Raw genomic sequence first — 14781 nt, forward strand, 5'->3', positions numbered from 1 at the left:
TGTTCTCCTTATCGGGCGACCGTGGTGGCGGTCGCTATCAGGTGCTTGGTCAGGGTGACCAGCACCAGGGTGGCGGAACGGGGATCGCGGGCGTCGCAGGAGACGATCGGGACGTGCGGGCCCAGGTCCAGGGCGTCGCGCACTTCCTCGGGGTCGTAGTGGAACGCGTCGTCGAACACGTTGACGGCCACGACGAACGGGGTCTTGCGCCGCTCGAAGAAGTCGAGGGCGTTGAAGCAGTCCTCCAGGCGGCGGGTGTCCGCCATGACGACCGCCCCGAAGGCCCCGTCCGAGAGCTCGTCCCACATGAACCAGAACCGGTCCTGCCCGGGGGTGCCGAACAGGTACAGGATGTGGCCCGCGTCGAGGGTGACGCGGCCGAAGTCGAGGGCCACCGTGGTGGTGGTCTTCGCGCCCACTCCGGTCAGGTCGTCGACGCCGATCGAGGCGGTGGTGATGGTCTCCTCGGTGCTCAGCGGCTCGATTTCGGAGACCGCGCCGACGAAGGTGGTCTTCCCGACCCCGAAGCCGCCTGCGACGAGGAGCTTGATCGCGGTGGGGACGGGTGGCGAGGGCGCCCGGTCAGAGTCGCCGCTGTAGGCCATTGAGGAGTGCCTCCAAAAGGTTCAAGTCCGTGGGGTCCAGGGCGGTCTCGGGCGCGTGCGCGGTGACCGCGCCGTACTCCACGAGGTCCGAGAGCAGCACCTTGATGACCATCGCGGGGAGCCGCAGGTGCGCCGCGATCTCCGCGACCGACACCGGTTCGTGGCAGAGCAGGAGCACGGCGGCCTGCTCGGCCTCCAGTTGCGAGGGGCGCATCCGGCCGGTCGACCGGACCAGTGACAAGAGGTCGAACGCCGCGGTCGGAGTGGTCCGGCCGCCGCTCACCGTGTACGGGCGCACCAGCGGCCCGGCATCGTCGTCCAGCAGGCGCTCCTCCTCGAAACGGGGCATCAGCCCACCATTTCACCGTTGGCCGAGTAGGCCCGGCGCATCGGCGTCTCCAGGTGCGGCCGAACGCTCTTCACCAGCACCGACATCTCGTAGCCCACGGTGCCCGCGTCGGCCTCCCGGCCCGCCGTCACCGCCAGGACCGCGCCGAAGCCGGCCGTCGAGACGAACAGCAGCGTGTCGTCCAGTTCCGCGACCACCTGGCGGACGGGACCGCTGGAGCCGAACTGCGCCCCCGCACTGCGCGCCAGGGAGAACATGCCCGACGCGATCGCCGAGAGCTGGTCCGCCTGGTCCACGCTGAGGCCGTGGTAGGCCTTCTTCATGCCGTCCGAAGACAGCAGGAGGGCGCTGCGGGCGTGCGGGACCTTCTTGATCAGGCCGGCCAGGAGCCAGCTGAGATCCGATGCCGCCGCAACCTCGTCGCCTGCCATTAGGACTCCTCATTCGTCGCTTGGTGTTCCGATGTGGGGATCGGGGCTTCGTCGTAGCCGCCCGCCCGGTGCTGGCCCTGCTGGAAGGCCTTCATCAGGCCCGGGTCGTGGCCGGCGTCGGGGGCGCGGTGGCCGTTGCGGGGGGTGGTGTCGCGGAGCTGCGGTGCGAGGTGGGACTGCTTGCGGCGCTTGGGGAGGTCGGGTCGTTCGCCGTTGAGGGGCCGGGGCTCGTCGAGGACGGGCATCTCCTCGGTGACCGGCAGGGCGTCGGTCTTCGCCGGGACCGGGTCCATGCGGGGCGCCGGGAGCGCGCCGGTGTGGTGGCCCGTGCCCGCGGTGGGGAGCGCGCGCATCTGGACGACCGGGGGCTTGGGCTCCGGCGCGGCCGCGATGGCCGCGGGTTCGGCGGGCTTCGGGACGTCGCCGAGGAGCTCCTCGGGGATGATCATGACCGCCTGGGTGCCGCCGTAGATGTTGCCCTGCAACTGCACCGTGAGGTGGTGCTGGTGCGCGAGCGAGGCGACGACGTAGAGGCCGATGCGGCCGTCGTCCAGCAGGGCCGCGAGGTCGGTGTTCTCGGGGTCGGCGAGCATCCGGTTGTACTTGTCGCGCTCGGACTGCTCGACGCCCAGGCCGCGGTCCTCGACCTCGACCGCGAGGCCCGTGCGGACCCGCGAGACGCGCATCAGGACGGTGGTGTTCGGGTCGGAGAAGACCGTGGCGTTCTCGACCAGTTCGGCCACGAGGTGGATGAGGTCGGCGACCGCGTGGCCCTGCACGGTGCCCTTGATCGGGAGCACGAGCTTGACCCGATGGTACTGGTCCACTTCGGATACTGCGGAGCGCAGGATCTCGTAGACGTTGATCGGGCGGCTCCACTGCCGGTGCGGGGTGGCGCCCCCGAGGACGGCGAGGTTCTCGGCGTGGCGGCGGATGCGGGTCGCCAGGTGGTCGACGAGGAAGAGCCCCTTGAGGAGGTCGGGGTCCTCGACCTGCTTCTCCAGGTGGTCGAGTTCGATGATCTCCTTGTGCACCAGCGGCTGGATGCGCCGGGCGAGGCTCACGAAGATGCCGACCTTGGCGTGCGCGGCGAGTGCGGCGGGCGCGGGAGGCGGCGGGGGCGGTGCGACCGCCGGGCGCTGCGGCGGCGGGGCGACCATGCGCGGCTGCTGGACCGGGGCCGCGGTGATGCCGCGCGCGACGATCGCCTCTGCGGCGGCGCGCAGGTGGCGGGTCTCGGCCGCGAGCTGGCTGATGGCCTCGTCGGTGGTGGCGGCGATCTCGCCGCCGGAGGGCAGCGGGACGGACCAGCGCTGTTCGATGGGGCGGTTGCGCTGCAGGTCGTCCAGGGCCTGCCAGACCTTGTAGTGCGTCTCCACAGTGGATCTACGCACGGAGCCGATGCGGCGGCCGAGGTCGGCGTCGATCTTGGTGGCGGACATGAGGGTCAGGTAGCCGACGATGAGCAGCAGGACTGCGGCCGAGGCGTAGACGACGGGGGCGAGATCCGACTCCCCTTGGGAGAGGAAGACGGCGACGCCCGCGCCGGCGACCACGGCGGCGCAGAAGGGCAGGAGGCCCAGGCGCAGCAGGCGGGCCTTGAGGTCGGGCCCACCGGAGTCCGGAGCGTGGGGGGCTTCGGGGTGATAAGTCTGGGTTGTGGTCCGAGATGTTTCGGGCATCGCCATCCTTACGACACAGGCCTATCGACACCGTGAAATCGGAAAGATTCAGAACTATTGCAGCACAAGGGGAATCCGGGGAACCATACCGACCGGTCCGCCAGAAGGGTACCAATGCTCAGCTACTGGATAGCACGGCTTCCCTCGAACAGTCAACAGTCGCAACCCGAACGGGCACCCAGGCGCTGGTCGCACGCATGGCACGGGCGCCCCACCACCGCCCGACCCCGCGTGCCCGAGACGGGATTTGAACCCGCAAGTCTCACGACGGCCGGTTTTAAGCCGACTGTGTCTACCAGATTCCACCACTCGGGCCCGTATGACGCCACGCTAGCGGGAATCCGAGCGTGATGGACCCCCCAAGTTTCCCGCCCCACGCGTTCACCTGAGGGAACATCGAAGTGTCGTGATCCCGACACTTGCCGGTCGACTTCCCTTGCGGTTCAAGCAGCACCGACAGGCGGGAGTGCTTCCATTGTCCCACTTCGACTTTCGGCGCGTAGTACACAAAGTCCAAGCGGCAGCGACAAAGAGGCAGTAAGAGGCGCAGGTCGAACTGCGGTCGGCGGCTTGCGCAGTGGGACCGCCAGGTCCATTATGGACGACACTTCACCCTTTAGAGTGATGCCACCACCTCCCAAACCTGTCATCATTGACATATAACCGCCACACGAACAATCGGATAACTCCCGAGGGGGTGAGCAGGATGAACGGCAAAGATCGAAACTCACAGGCAGCGGCCCTGCGCCCCCGGATCGATTCCCTCACCTCCCAGCTCTGCGCAGTCGAGGCCAATCTCCTGCAAGCAGTGATCGCCTACACCTCCCAAGGGCTCCACAAAGAATGCGACGGCTTCTCCGGCATCCGCGATTGGATCAAGGAGTCCTTCAGTCTCAATGAGGCATGCGCGGGCCAGATCGCCTCCATTGCCCGCCTCTCTCCCAAATTCAAGCACCTCACCGAGGCCGCCCTCTCCGGCTCTGCACGCATCGACGCCATCGCCTACGCCATGCGCCGCATCGAACGAGAAGGCCTGGCCGTGTACTCCCGGGTGCCCTACCCCGCCCCGGTCGAGTCCCCCTACGGCGAGGTGCTCTGCAGGACCCCCGAGGAGCTGATCCGGGAGTACTGCATCCACTCCACCCGCGCCGAACTCGCCGAGCACCTGGACCGCATCTGCGCCGAGCTCTTCGACCAGCAGTCGCTCCTCGACGAGCTGAGCCAGCAGTCCCTCGCCTGGCTGGAAGTCAACCAGCGCCCGGATGGCATGTGGGACATCGAAGGCCTGCTCACCGATGACACCGGGAAGCTCATCAGCAACGTCCTGAAGACCGCCGTCCCGCCTCCCCGCAAGGACGAGGCCGACGTAGACGGCCTGCTCCCCCGCGCCTCCGGTCGCAATGCCGAAGCGCTGCACCAGATGGCAGCGGCCTACGGCACGGACCCCGCGGCCCCCAAGCGCCACGGGCACACCGCGACCCTGAACCTCACCTGCGACCTCGCGACCCTGCGCGGCGAGAAGACCGGTCGCCTGCCCATGCTCGACGGCAAGCCGATCGCCGTCGCCAAGGCCCGCCTCCTCGCCTGCGAAGCCGGGATCATCCCCTCGGTCTTCGACTACAGCACCGGCGAAGCAATCGAACTGGGCCGCGCCAAGCGCCTCCCCAACACAGCCCTCCGCCACAAGCTCGAGCTGGAGCAGCCGGGCGGGTGCGCCTGGTCCGGTTGCCGGGCCCCGATCTCCTGGACCGAGGCTCACCACTTGGAGCACTGGGCCGACGGCGGTGCGACGACCGCCGAGAACCTGGTCCTCCTCTGCAGGTTCCATCACGGCCGCATACATACAGGCAAGTGGGACATTGCGAAGACCGGCCCCGGCCGGGTCGCCATCCGGCACAAGAGCACTGGCTGCACCGATGAGGAATGGGAAGCGGACCTCTTCAAGGACTTGCCGAACGGGCATGACTCCTCGGAATGGTCGCCTACCTACCGGCGAGAGCTGACCGACTATGCCGCCTGGTACGCCCAGAAGAGCTTGGAAGCCACGATCATCAAGACTCGCGAGCGGTTCCGGGAACCCGTGGCCGCCAAGGAGATGGCACCCGCGGTGATGCGGGAAGACCCGGGCGATCCCCCGTTCTTAACCTGCCCTCAGCGGGCGACTGCTGAGGGGGAGCGCAGGTCGAAGCCAGCGCAGCCCGATTCCCAAGGGGGACCGGGCCCCTCAGCATGTCCGGTGTCGGAAACGGGGCCGTAGCGAACGCATTAGGAGAGATCCCGTCCGCAGGCCGCAGTGCGACCGGAGAAGGAGAACACCTCTTGTCGCCGCCCGCCTGAAGCCGGGCCGAGTCGAGCCGGAGGACAGCAACCGGCCCCGCCTCTCCCCTGCCTCGCTGTCGTTGCCAGGGTTGAACCCGCGGCCCGTCAAGCCGGAGGGCCGCAGAACAGACTGGCCCCTTCCCCTGCCTCGTTGTCGCTGCCAGCTTGAACCCGCGGCCCGTCAAGCCCGAGGCCGCAGAACAGGCTGGGCCCTCCCCTGCCTCGTTGTCGCTGCCAGCTTGAAGCCGGAGCCCGTCAAGCCCGAGGCCGCAGTCCAGGCCGACCCCTCCCCCCACCCCGTTGTCGCTGCCCGCAGTAGGGGGTGAAGGCCGTGCCACGGGTCTCTCAGCCGCGGTCCGGGTTCGCTTTGCCTGCGGATTTGGCGGCGTAGTAGACGGCCTCGCAGAGGTCGTCCACGTCGTCGTTGTCGCGCCAGTCGTCGAAGTCGGCGACGAAGACCATCTTCGCCTCGATCTGCCGGTCCCCCTTGAGCAGCTTGAGGACCCGCTTCCAGTCCGCCAGGTTCGGGTGGTCGTAGTCCCGGCAGGCCCCGGCCGGTTCGAGCAGGCGGATGGCCTGCTGCAGGGTCGCCGCGTCCACGTCGTACGAGTCCGAGCCGCCCTCGTGGCCGAGGATCACGGCCATGACCGCCGCGGGAAGCGCATGGTCGCCGGCGTTCTTGTGGCCGAACACCAGCTCGCCGGAGACGTCGTAGATCCCGAGCCCGTAAGCGGCAGGGACCTTCCAGCCGGGGAGGTCCGCAGTGAGCCGCTCACGGGCGGCGGCGATCTTCTCGCGGGTCTCCCACCGGTCGCCGAGTTCGGCGAGCAGGGCGGTCACGGTGGCCTTCGCAGATGCGGTCATGGCCGAAGTCTCGCACTGGAGGTCCAGGGCGCGCGAACCGACGACGGAGAAAGAGACGGGGCCGCCCCACCGCAGTGGTGGGACGGCCCCGGCACACGTGGTGCTAGACGAGCTGCTTCGGCTGCGCGTAGTGGCAGGCCGCGCGGGTCTGGCCCGCGTGGTCGGAGCGCAGGAGCGGTTCGATCTCGATGCACTTGGCCTGCTCCGCCGCGCTGAGCTCCTTGAACAGCGGGCAGCGGGTGCGGAATCGGCAGCCCGAGGGCGGGTTCGACGGGCTCGGCACGTCGCCCTGGAGGACGATCCGCTCGCGGGTCCGCTCCTTGCGCGGGTCCGGGAGCGGGATCGCCGACATGAGTGCCTGCGTGTACGGGTGGGCCGGACCGGCGAAGAGCTGGTCGGTGGTGCCCTCCTCGACGATCTTGCCGAGGTACATGACCGCGACCTTGTCGGCGATGTGCCGCACCACCGAAAGGTCGTGCGAGACGAACAGGTACGACAGCCCCAGCTCGTCCTGCAGGTCCTCCAGCAGGTTGATGACGCCGGCCTGGATCGACACGTCGAGCGCCGACACCGGCTCGTCGAGCATGAGGACGCGCGGCTGCAGGGCCAGCGCGCGGGCGATGCCGATGCGCTGGCGCTGACCGCCGGAGAACTCGTGCGGGTACCGGTTGCGGTGCTCGGGGTTCAGGCCGACGATCTCGATCAGGCTGTTGACCCGGTCGCGGCCGCCGTTCTTGAACAGGTTGTGCACGCGCAGCGGCTCGGCGATGATCTCGAAGACCGTCATGCGCGGGTCCAGCGAGGCCATCGGGTCCTGGAACACCAGTTGGAGGTCCCGGCGGATCGGCCGCATCTGGTTGCGCGAGAGCTTCGTCAGGTCGCGGCCCTCGTAGAGGATCTCGCCCGACGTCGGCGGGATGAGGTTCATCATCAGCCGCGCGGTCGTGGACTTGCCGCAGCCGGACTCGCCGACGAGCGCGAGCGTCTCGGTCTGGCCGATCTCCAGGCTCACGCCCGAGACGGCGTGGACCGCGCCGACCTTGCGCCGGAGGATCCCCTTGGCGCGCACGGGGAACTCCTTGACCAGGTTCCTCCCGGCGATGACCGGGTTCGCCGCGGTCTGCGGAGTGTCGAGCATCGCGTTCACTTCTCCTCCTCCTGAGCGTGCAGTGCGGCGGCCTCGGCTTCGGCGGCTTCGACTTCCGCTTCGACCGACAGGTCGGTGGCCACGGGCGCGAACACGTCGTCGGGGGCCTTGCCCTCGAGCTGGTCCGAGAAGTGGCAGGCCGAGACGTGCCCGGTGGGGCCGGTCGGCATGAGGGCCGGTTCGACCTCCGCGCAGATGTCCTGGTGCATCGGGCAGCGCGGGCGGAACGGGCAGCCCGGCGGCAGGTTGAGCATCGACGGCGGCGTGCCGTGGACGGGGGTGAGCCGGTGGCTCCGGTCCTCGTCCATGCGCGGGAGCGATCCGATCAGGCCCAGCGTGTAGGGCATGCGCGGCTCGTAGAAGATCTCGTCGACGGTGCCCTGCTCGACCGGCTTGCCCGCGTACATGACGAGGACGTCGTCGGTGTGCCCGGCGATGACCCCGAGGTCGTGGGTGATGAGGATGAGCGCGGCGTTGACCTCTTCGCGGGCCTTCTCCAGGGCCTCGAGGACCTGGGCCTGGACCGTGACGTCGAGGGCCGTGGTGGGCTCGTCGGCGATGATGACGTCCGGGTTGTTCGCCATGGCGATGGCGATGACCACGCGCTGGCGCATGCCGCCGGAGAGCTCGTGCGGGTAGGCGTCGACCCGCTGCTGCGGGTTCGGGATGCCGACCGAGTCGAGCAGGTCGATGCAGCGCTTGCGGGCCTCGGCCTTGTTCACGTCCGGGTAGTGGACGCGGATGGCCTCGGCCAGCTGGAAGCCCACGGTGTACACCGGGTTGAGGCTGGTCAGCGGGTCCTGGAAGATCATGGAGATCTTCTTGCCGCGGATTCGGGAGAGTTCGACGTCGCCGAGCCCGAGGAGCTCTTCGCCTTCGAGCCGGGCGGAGCCGGTGATCTGGGCGGTCTTGGGCAGGAGGCCCATGATCGCCATGGAGGTCACGGACTTGCCGGAGCCGGACTCGCCGACGATGCCGAGGCTCTGGCCGCGGCGCAGCTCGTAGGAGACGCCGCGGACGGCGTGCACGAGGCCGTCGTCGGTCGGGAACGCCACGTTGAGGTCGTTGACCTCCAGGACCATGTCGCCCTTGGAGCCGGAGGCGCGCTTGGCGCCGTTGGTGCTCACTGAGATGTTCGACATCGCTATCGCCTCACCATCGTCTGCCGCGGGTCCATCGCGTCGCGCAGGCCGTCACCGATGAAGTTGATGGTGAGCGCGATGAGGATGATCATGAGACCCGGGATGTAGAACAGGTACCAGTGCTCGTTGAACGCCGACGCGCCCGCGGCCTCGATGAGGAGGCCGAGCGAGGTGTCGGGGCTCTGGATGCCCAGGCCGAGGAAGGACAGGGTCGTCTCCGACAGGATGGCGAAGGCGATCTGCAGCGTCACCGAGACGATGATGACGCTCATCGTGTTCGGGATCAGGTGCTTCACGATGATGTGCCAGTCCGAGCCTCCCGCGGAGCGGGCGGCTTCGATGAACTCCTTCTCCCTCAGGGATAGCACTTCGGCGCGCACGGCGCGGGCGATCGAGGTCCATCCGAAGATCGCGAGGATGAACGCCATGTGGTACCAGCGGACGCTGGAGTCGATCGCGCCGGCGATCGCACCGGTGATGACGAGGAACGGGATCACGAACATGACGTCGAGGAAGCGCATCATGATCGCGTCGATCCAGCCGCGGTAGAACCCGGCGATGGCGCCGTAGAGCGCGCCGAGGACGGTGGAGCCGATGGCGACGACGAGCGAGACGTTCAGGGACTGCTTGGTCGCCTGCATCATCGCGCCGAGCATGTCGCGCCCGGCCTTGTCGGTGCCGAACGGGTGCTCCAGGCTCGGGGCGGCCCACGAGGGGATCTCCGAGTGGATCTTGTAGTCCCACTTCCACAGGAACGGCCCGAGGTAGGCGAACAGCACGATGAGCACGAAGATCACGAGGCTGACCACGGCTGCGCGGTGGCGGAAGAAGCGGCGGGCCACCATCTCCCACTGGCCGCGTTCCTTGCTGGTGATGGCTTCCGCGTCGAGTGAAGGCGCAGCGGATTTGTTACTCATAGCGGATCCTCGGGTCGAGCACGCCGTACAGGATGTCGGAGATCAGGACGCCGACGAGGACGACCAGACCGGAGATGAGCACGTAGGCCATGACGACGAACGTGTCGCCGGCCCGGATGGCGTCCAGGGAGTACACGCCCAGGCCGCGCCAGCCGAAGATGCTCTCGGTGACCATGGCGCCGCCCATCGCGCCGGAGAGGGCGAGGGGCGCGAAGGTCGCGACCGGGATGAGCGCGGTCCGGAGGGCGTGCCGGCGCATGACGGTGCGGTTGCGCACGCCTTTGGCGCGGGCGAGCCGCACGTAGTCGGAGTTCATGACCTCGAGCATGGAGGCGCGCTGGTACCGCGAGATCGCGGCGTAGCCGCCGAGCATGAGTACCAGGGTCGGCACGATGAGGTAGGGGATGGAGTCGGCGAAGACTTCCCAGCCGTTGCCTCGGAAGCCGGTGGAGCCGGAGCCGTAGGTCTGGAAGATGGTGGAGCCGAGGATCTTGTTCAGCTGCACCGCGCCTTCCTTGAACAGCGAGCCGAGCCAGAAGACCGGCATGGCCAGGAACAGGAAGCCGAGGAAGGTCAGCGTGTAGTCAGTGCGCGAATACTGCTTGACCGCGCTGACGACACCGGAGAGAATGGCGATGCCGATGGACGCGAGGGTCGCGAACAGGACCAGCCGGAGGGTGATCCAGAAGCGGGTGGAGATCTCGTAGCCGATGTCCATGGCGGAGCCCTCGATGGAGGGGCCCCATTCGCCCTTGAGGAGGCCGATGTCGCCGTTGGTGTCACCGATGCCGGTGAGCCAGATCCAGTAGCGCTCGGGGATGGAGCGGTCGTAGTACAGCGACTCCTCGAGGGCGTCGACAGTCGACTGCGGCACCGGCTCGCCGGTGGACTGCTGGATCTCGAACACCATGTCCTGGACGGGGTCGTTGACAGCGTCGACCAGGACAAAGCACAAGATAGTGGCTCCCAGCAGCACCGGGATCATCAGTAGGGTGCGCCGGATTATGAATACAACCATAATGCCTCGTTAACGGTTTCTCTGGTGGTGGACCGGCTCGCCTGCCGACCGGCCCGGCCGCGCAGCGACGCGGCTTCTCCTACGGCTCACTGACTCGCGTTCTGCGGCCGGGTCCGTGAGCCCCTGGCACTTGTTCTTCTAAAGCACTGCCAAACTAGTTCCGGTTCGCGGTGCGCCTGCGGCTCCGCTCGGGTTCTCCTCGAGTCACTCAGCGGCCACGCCCCACTCTGCAATGTTGTACGCGGCTCGCTGCTGCGACGCCCAATTGTCGCGGACGTTGACCAACCTATCGGAGACCATGACCGCGACCGGTGTGTCCACGATAGGCAGCGAGTAGGCGGCTTGGACGACCTGCTGGACGGCGGCGTTGGCGCGCACGGCGGCCTCGTCGATGTCGAGGGTCCCGTTGATCTCGCCGATGAGCTCGTCGAGGGCGGGGTCGGAGAGCCCGCCGAAGTTGGAGCCGGAGCCGGTCTCCCAGTACTGGGAGGCGGCGGCGACGAACACGGGCTCGGAGGACCAGCCGAAGGCGATCATGTCGAACTTGCCCTCACCGAGGACCGTGCCGAGTTCGGCGTCGGGGATGGACCGCAGGTCGACCTGGATGCCGAGGTCGGCGAGGTTCGCCTGGACGAGCTCGCCGGTGATGCGGCGGTTCTCCTTGGACTCGGAGTAGCGGAAGTCGAGTTCGACGGGCTTGCCGTCGGGGTCGCGCAGCACGCCCTCCGCGAGCTCGTAGCCGGCCTCGTCGAGGAGGCTGTAGGCGAGTTCGATGTCGCCGGTGCCCTGGCCCGTGGCCGAGAGGTAGTCCGTGTAGTGCTCGGAACCGTTGCGGAAGAGGTGGTTGCCCTTGCGCTCGATGTCGGACTGCACGTACGCGTAGGTGCGGGCGATGATGTTCTCGATGTCGATGGCGGTGAAGATCGCCTGGCGCAGCACGGGGTCGGCGAGGAACTCGTTCTGCGTGTTGAGGTCGATGTGCTCGAAGGAGGGCCCGCCCGCGACCGCGTACTCGAGGCCGTCGGCGCCTTGGAGCTGGGTGATGGTCTCGGCGGTGACCGAGAACGGGGAGGCGCCGTCGATCTCTTCGTTGCGCAGGGCGGTGACGATGTTCTCGAGGCCGTCGATGACGCGGAAGGTGACCTTGTCGAGGGTCACCTCGGTCTCCCCGGCCCAGTCGTCGTTGGGCACGTAGATGACGTACTCGCCGGCTTTGGCGTCGTCGATCTTGAACGGCCCGGTGGACCAGGTGGGCACCGTCTCGGAGAAGTAGTCCTCGGCGGCCTTCATGTCCTTCGGGTCGTTCTGCCAGTCGAAGCCCTGCGCCTCGGCCACGTGGGAGGGCGAGGAGAGGATCTCCTCGTACTGCCATTCGGCGGAGTGGTAGGAGTCCTTGTAGGTCACGGTGACCTGGGAGCCCTCGCCGGTGATGGACTCGACCTGGGAGCCGCGGGTGGTGTTGGCGGGGTCGCAGCCGTCGCAGAGCGAGGCGTCGCCGGAGGTGGCGTACCAGTGGTAGATGAAGTCGTCGACGGTGATGTCGGTGCCGTCGCCCCAGTTCGCGCCGTCCTTGAGGGTGTACTCGACGGTGACCGGGTCCTCTTTGACGAGTTCCGGGGCGGAGGCCAGGATGCCCTCGTTGAAGCGGTACTCGCCGCTGGGGTCGAACTGGCCGGTGTAGGGCCACATGCCGACGAGCGCGGCGCTCACGTACGCGTTGTTGCCTTCGGAGGTGGTCTGGTTCCAGGTGCCCCACGAGCCGTCGAGGGCCCAGGTGATCTCGCCGCCGTCGGCCCGCTCGCCGGCGTTGCAGCCGGCGGGGTCGGTGAGGCAGGCGTCGAGGCTGGACGAGGCGGACTCGTCACCCTGTCCGCAACCCGTCAGCACCAGGGCGGTGCAGGCGAGGGCGGCGACGGCCGCCTTGTGGTGTCGCTTCATGGTTCCTCTCGAAGGTTTGCGCCACCGACCGGCGGGAGCACCGAGGTGGGTTCGGGGCTCCGGGCCGTGCCGCCAGGCTCCTGTTCGGATCGGCGGCGGTCAGTGACGCGAGGTACAGCCTTCCACGGGAATCCCGGGTTTCGGACAACCGAACACGAGATGAGTTTCGTTCGTTATGTTCCCGTGACGTTCATTCCCTGAATGGCGGCGTCAAGTGGAAAATTCACTGTCTGCCTGCGCTAACTGCTGGCTCGCAAGCGTCGCCAGGAGGGATGACCCCGCCTCCGCTCGGGGGCGGCGGCCCGTCGCGGCGGTGCGACCGGTGCGGAGCGGGGTCCGCGAGGGGCGTCGACGGTCGTTCACGAGTGAGCGACACGGCCGAAACGCGAGCCCTTGAAAGAGGGAAGCGGCGAGGCCCGAAGGCCCCGCCGCTCGGCTCACTGAGCCCTTACTTGAGCTTCCACTCTGCGATGTTGAAGATCGGACCGGCCTGGGAGTTGCCGTTCACGACGGTGCCTTCGACCATGTTCTTGTTCCAGAGGTAGCTCTGGGGCTCGTCGAACAGCGGCAGCGTCAGCGCCCGGGCGACCGCGAGCTCCACGACCTTGTTCGCGGCCGCGGCGGCCTCGTCGATCTCGAGGGTCTGCGAGATCTTGTCGATCTCCGCGTCGATCTCGGGGAACGAGTACGAGCCGTAGTTGACCTGGGTCCCGAACTGCTGGGGCACGCTCGCCGCGAAGGCGGGGTTGCCGGACCAGCCGAAGATGACCAGGTCGAACTGGCCCTCGGTGAGCACGGTGCCGAGCTCGCCGCCGGGGATGGCCTGGAGTTCGATCTCGAGGCCGATCTGGGCGAGCTGGGACTGGGCCAGCTCGGCGATGGTGGTGCGGGTGGCGTCGCCCTCTCCGAAGCGGAAGACGATCTTCGGGACCTCGGTGCCGTCCTTCGCGAGCTTCTGCCCCTCGGCCGCACCGGTGTAACCGGCGGTCGTGAGGATCTCGGCGGCGGCGACGATGTCGCCGGAGCCCTGCTTGCTCGGGGTGATGTAGTCGACGAAGTAGGGGCTGTCCGGGCCGAAGAAGTGGTTGAGCTTCTGGTTGACCTCGGTGTTCGGGAAGACGCGGGCGATCGCGTCCGGCACGTTGATGGCGGTGAAGATCGCCTGGCGCAGCGCGACGTCCTTCAGCGGCTCGGAGTTCATGTTGGTGTCGATGTGGAGCCACACCGAACCGTCGTAGACTTCCTGGCCGATCGCCGGGTCGTCCGCGACCTTGTCGAGCTCCTCCTGGCTGAACTCGGAGGGCCAGGAGCCGGCGATGGTGCCCTGGCGCATCTCGGTGATGATCGACGGGGTGCCCTCGACGACCTGCATCGTGATCTTCTCGATGGAGGGCTTGACCGAGCCCTGGTAGTTCGGGTTGAGCTCGTACTTGATGTACTCGCCCATCTTGGAGTCGACCGGAATCCAGGGGCCGACGCTGACGTCGCTGAGGTTCTTGCCGAACCAGTCGATGGCCTGGCCCATGACGGCCGGGTCGGTCTGCCAGGTCGCGAAGCCCTCGGCCTCGGCGACGTGGCTCGGCAGGTAGACGGTGGCGCTGTAGAGCCACTCGAAGTCGAGGTGGCCCTCGACGTAGGTGACGACGATCTTGCCGGCCTCGGGGGACTCGATCTTCTCGATCTTCTCGCCGACCGCGACGGAGGCGGGCTGGGCGATGGCCTGCGGGGCGTGCTCCTCCTTGCCGGAGGTCGAGTACCACTGGAAGATGAAGTCCTCCACGCGGATCGGCTTGCCGTCCGACCACTGCGCGTTCTCCTGGAGGGTGTACTCCACCTGGAACGGGGCCTCGCTGATGACCTGCGCGTCGGCGAAGACGGCGTCGTTCAGGTGGTAGTCGCCGTTCTCGTCGAAGTCGCCGGAGGCGTTGCCGTCCATGCCGTAGCGCATCGGGAACATGGCCTGGTGGCCGTACGAGTTGTTGCCCGGCAGGGTGTTCTCGTTCCAGGACTCCCACGGCGAGGAGATAGCCCAGACGAGCTCGCCGCCGGCGCCGGAGCCGCCGTCGCCATCGTTGCCGCCGCACGCGGCGAGGGTGAAGGCGGCCGTACCGCCGATGGTCAGGCCGCCGAAAGCTCTACGGGTCAGAGCCATGAGTGTTCTCCTCCAGGTATCGATGCCGAGGGGCCTTCGCGAAGGCGCCGATGCCTCGCGTCCGGTACCCGAGCCCCGAGGGATCGGGTTGGGGAAGGCGTCAGAGGCGCCCTCGGCGATGTTGTGACAAACACTTGCACAGACGTGAGGGGATTGACATGGTCGCGGCCCCAACTGGAGTTTATTCGTGATGTATTCGTGACTTTGCGCCGCGAAG

Annotated in this window: 10 protein-coding genes, 1 tRNA gene and 1 pseudogene; 1 reads left to right on the top strand and 11 read right to left on the bottom strand. The window is 67.9% G+C overall.

Features of this window, described 5'->3' with window-relative positions:
• Positions 1-8: 8 nt before the first annotated feature.
• The 5 genes from AB0I03_RS19485 to AB0I03_RS19505 form a co-directional block, all read right to left on the bottom strand.
• Positions 9-605 (bottom strand): ATP/GTP-binding protein, encoded by a 597-nt coding sequence (locus AB0I03_RS19485; RefSeq protein WP_360414745.1) that lies wholly within the window; start codon positions 603-605, stop codon positions 9-11.
• On the bottom strand, positions 583-954 hold the full coding sequence (locus tag AB0I03_RS19490; protein WP_360414747.1) for a DUF742 domain-containing protein: 372 nt from the start codon (positions 952-954) through the stop codon (positions 583-585). Before AB0I03_RS19490 ends, AB0I03_RS19485 begins: the two co-directional genes overlap by 23 nt.
• Positions 954-1385 carry a roadblock/LC7 domain-containing protein gene (locus AB0I03_RS19495; protein WP_360414749.1) on the bottom strand — a complete coding sequence of 144 codons (432 nt, stop codon included), beginning with the start codon at positions 1383-1385 and terminating at the stop codon, positions 954-956. Before AB0I03_RS19495 ends, AB0I03_RS19490 begins: the two co-directional genes overlap by 1 nt.
• Complete coding sequence (locus tag AB0I03_RS19500; RefSeq protein WP_360414751.1) at positions 1385-3067, bottom strand: ATP-binding protein; 1683 nt, start codon at positions 3065-3067, stop codon at positions 1385-1387. The genes AB0I03_RS19495 and AB0I03_RS19500 overlap by 1 nt, the downstream gene beginning before the upstream one ends.
• Positions 3068-3299: 232 nt before the next feature.
• Positions 3300-3382: transfer RNA gene (locus AB0I03_RS19505), tRNA-Leu, on the bottom strand.
• A gap of 493 nt (positions 3383-3875) precedes the next feature.
• On the opposite strand from AB0I03_RS19505, the gene AB0I03_RS19510 reads away from it, so the two are divergent.
• On the top strand, positions 3876-5324 hold the full coding sequence (locus AB0I03_RS19510) for a DUF222 domain-containing protein (protein WP_360414753.1): 1449 nt from the start codon (positions 3876-3878) through the stop codon (positions 5322-5324).
• A gap of 407 nt (positions 5325-5731) precedes the next feature.
• Here the strand turns inward: AB0I03_RS19510 and AB0I03_RS19515 are convergent, their stop codons facing one another.
• The 6 genes and pseudogenes from AB0I03_RS19515 to AB0I03_RS19540 form a co-directional block, all read right to left on the bottom strand.
• Positions 5732-6250 (bottom strand): hypothetical protein, encoded by a 519-nt coding sequence (locus AB0I03_RS19515; protein WP_360414755.1) that lies wholly within the window; start codon positions 6248-6250, stop codon positions 5732-5734.
• A gap of 103 nt (positions 6251-6353) precedes the next feature.
• Positions 6354-8539, bottom strand: a pseudogene (locus tag AB0I03_RS19520) (ABC transporter ATP-binding protein).
• 2 nt (positions 8540-8541) lie between these two features.
• Complete coding sequence (locus tag AB0I03_RS19525; RefSeq protein ID WP_360414757.1) at positions 8542-9456, bottom strand: ABC transporter permease; 915 nt, start codon at positions 9454-9456, stop codon at positions 8542-8544.
• Positions 9449-10474 (bottom strand): ABC transporter permease, encoded by a 1026-nt coding sequence (locus tag AB0I03_RS19530; protein WP_360414759.1) that lies wholly within the window; start codon positions 10472-10474, stop codon positions 9449-9451. The genes AB0I03_RS19525 and AB0I03_RS19530 overlap by 8 nt, the downstream gene beginning before the upstream one ends.
• A gap of 204 nt (positions 10475-10678) precedes the next feature.
• A complete protein-coding gene (locus tag AB0I03_RS19535; RefSeq protein ID WP_360414761.1) occupies positions 10679-12412 on the bottom strand; it encodes an ABC transporter family substrate-binding protein in 1734 nt (577 codons plus the stop codon).
• Between the two features lie 448 nt (positions 12413-12860).
• Positions 12861-14564, bottom strand: a complete 1704-nt coding sequence (locus AB0I03_RS19540) for an ABC transporter substrate-binding protein (protein WP_360414763.1) — start codon at positions 14562-14564, stop codon at positions 12861-12863.
• Positions 14565-14781 lie beyond the last annotated feature (217 nt).

The sequence above is a fragment of the Glycomyces sp. NPDC021274 genome, assembly GCF_040641195.1.
Classification (GTDB): Bacteria; Actinomycetota; Actinomycetes; order Mycobacteriales; family Micromonosporaceae; genus Glycomyces.

What these genes read in the sequence shown, in the direction of transcription:
- AB0I03_RS19535 (WP_360414761.1), bottom strand. Translation starts at nt 12,412, where the DNA reads ATGAAGCGACACCACAAGGCGGCCGTCGCCGCCCTCGCCTGCACCGCC.
- AB0I03_RS19530 (WP_360414759.1), bottom strand. Translation starts at nt 10,474, where the DNA reads ATGGTTGTATTCATAATCCGGCGCACCCTACTGATGATCCCGGTGCTG.
- AB0I03_RS19485 (WP_360414745.1), bottom strand. Translation starts at nt 605, where the DNA reads ATGGCCTACAGCGGCGACTCTGACCGGGCGCCCTCGCCACCCGTCCCC.
- AB0I03_RS19490 (WP_360414747.1), bottom strand. Translation starts at nt 954, where the DNA reads ATGCCCCGTTTCGAGGAGGAGCGCCTGCTGGACGACGATGCCGGGCCG.
- AB0I03_RS19540 (WP_360414763.1), bottom strand. Translation starts at nt 14,564, where the DNA reads ATGGCTCTGACCCGTAGAGCTTTCGGCGGCCTGACCATCGGCGGTACG.
- AB0I03_RS19525 (WP_360414757.1), bottom strand. Translation starts at nt 9,456, where the DNA reads ATGAGTAACAAATCCGCTGCGCCTTCACTCGACGCGGAAGCCATCACC.
- AB0I03_RS19495 (WP_360414749.1), bottom strand. Translation starts at nt 1,385, where the DNA reads ATGGCAGGCGACGAGGTTGCGGCGGCATCGGATCTCAGCTGGCTCCTG.
- AB0I03_RS19500 (WP_360414751.1), bottom strand. Translation starts at nt 3,067, where the DNA reads ATGCCCGAAACATCTCGGACCACAACCCAGACTTATCACCCCGAAGCC.
- AB0I03_RS19515 (WP_360414755.1), bottom strand. Translation starts at nt 6,250, where the DNA reads ATGACCGCATCTGCGAAGGCCACCGTGACCGCCCTGCTCGCCGAACTC.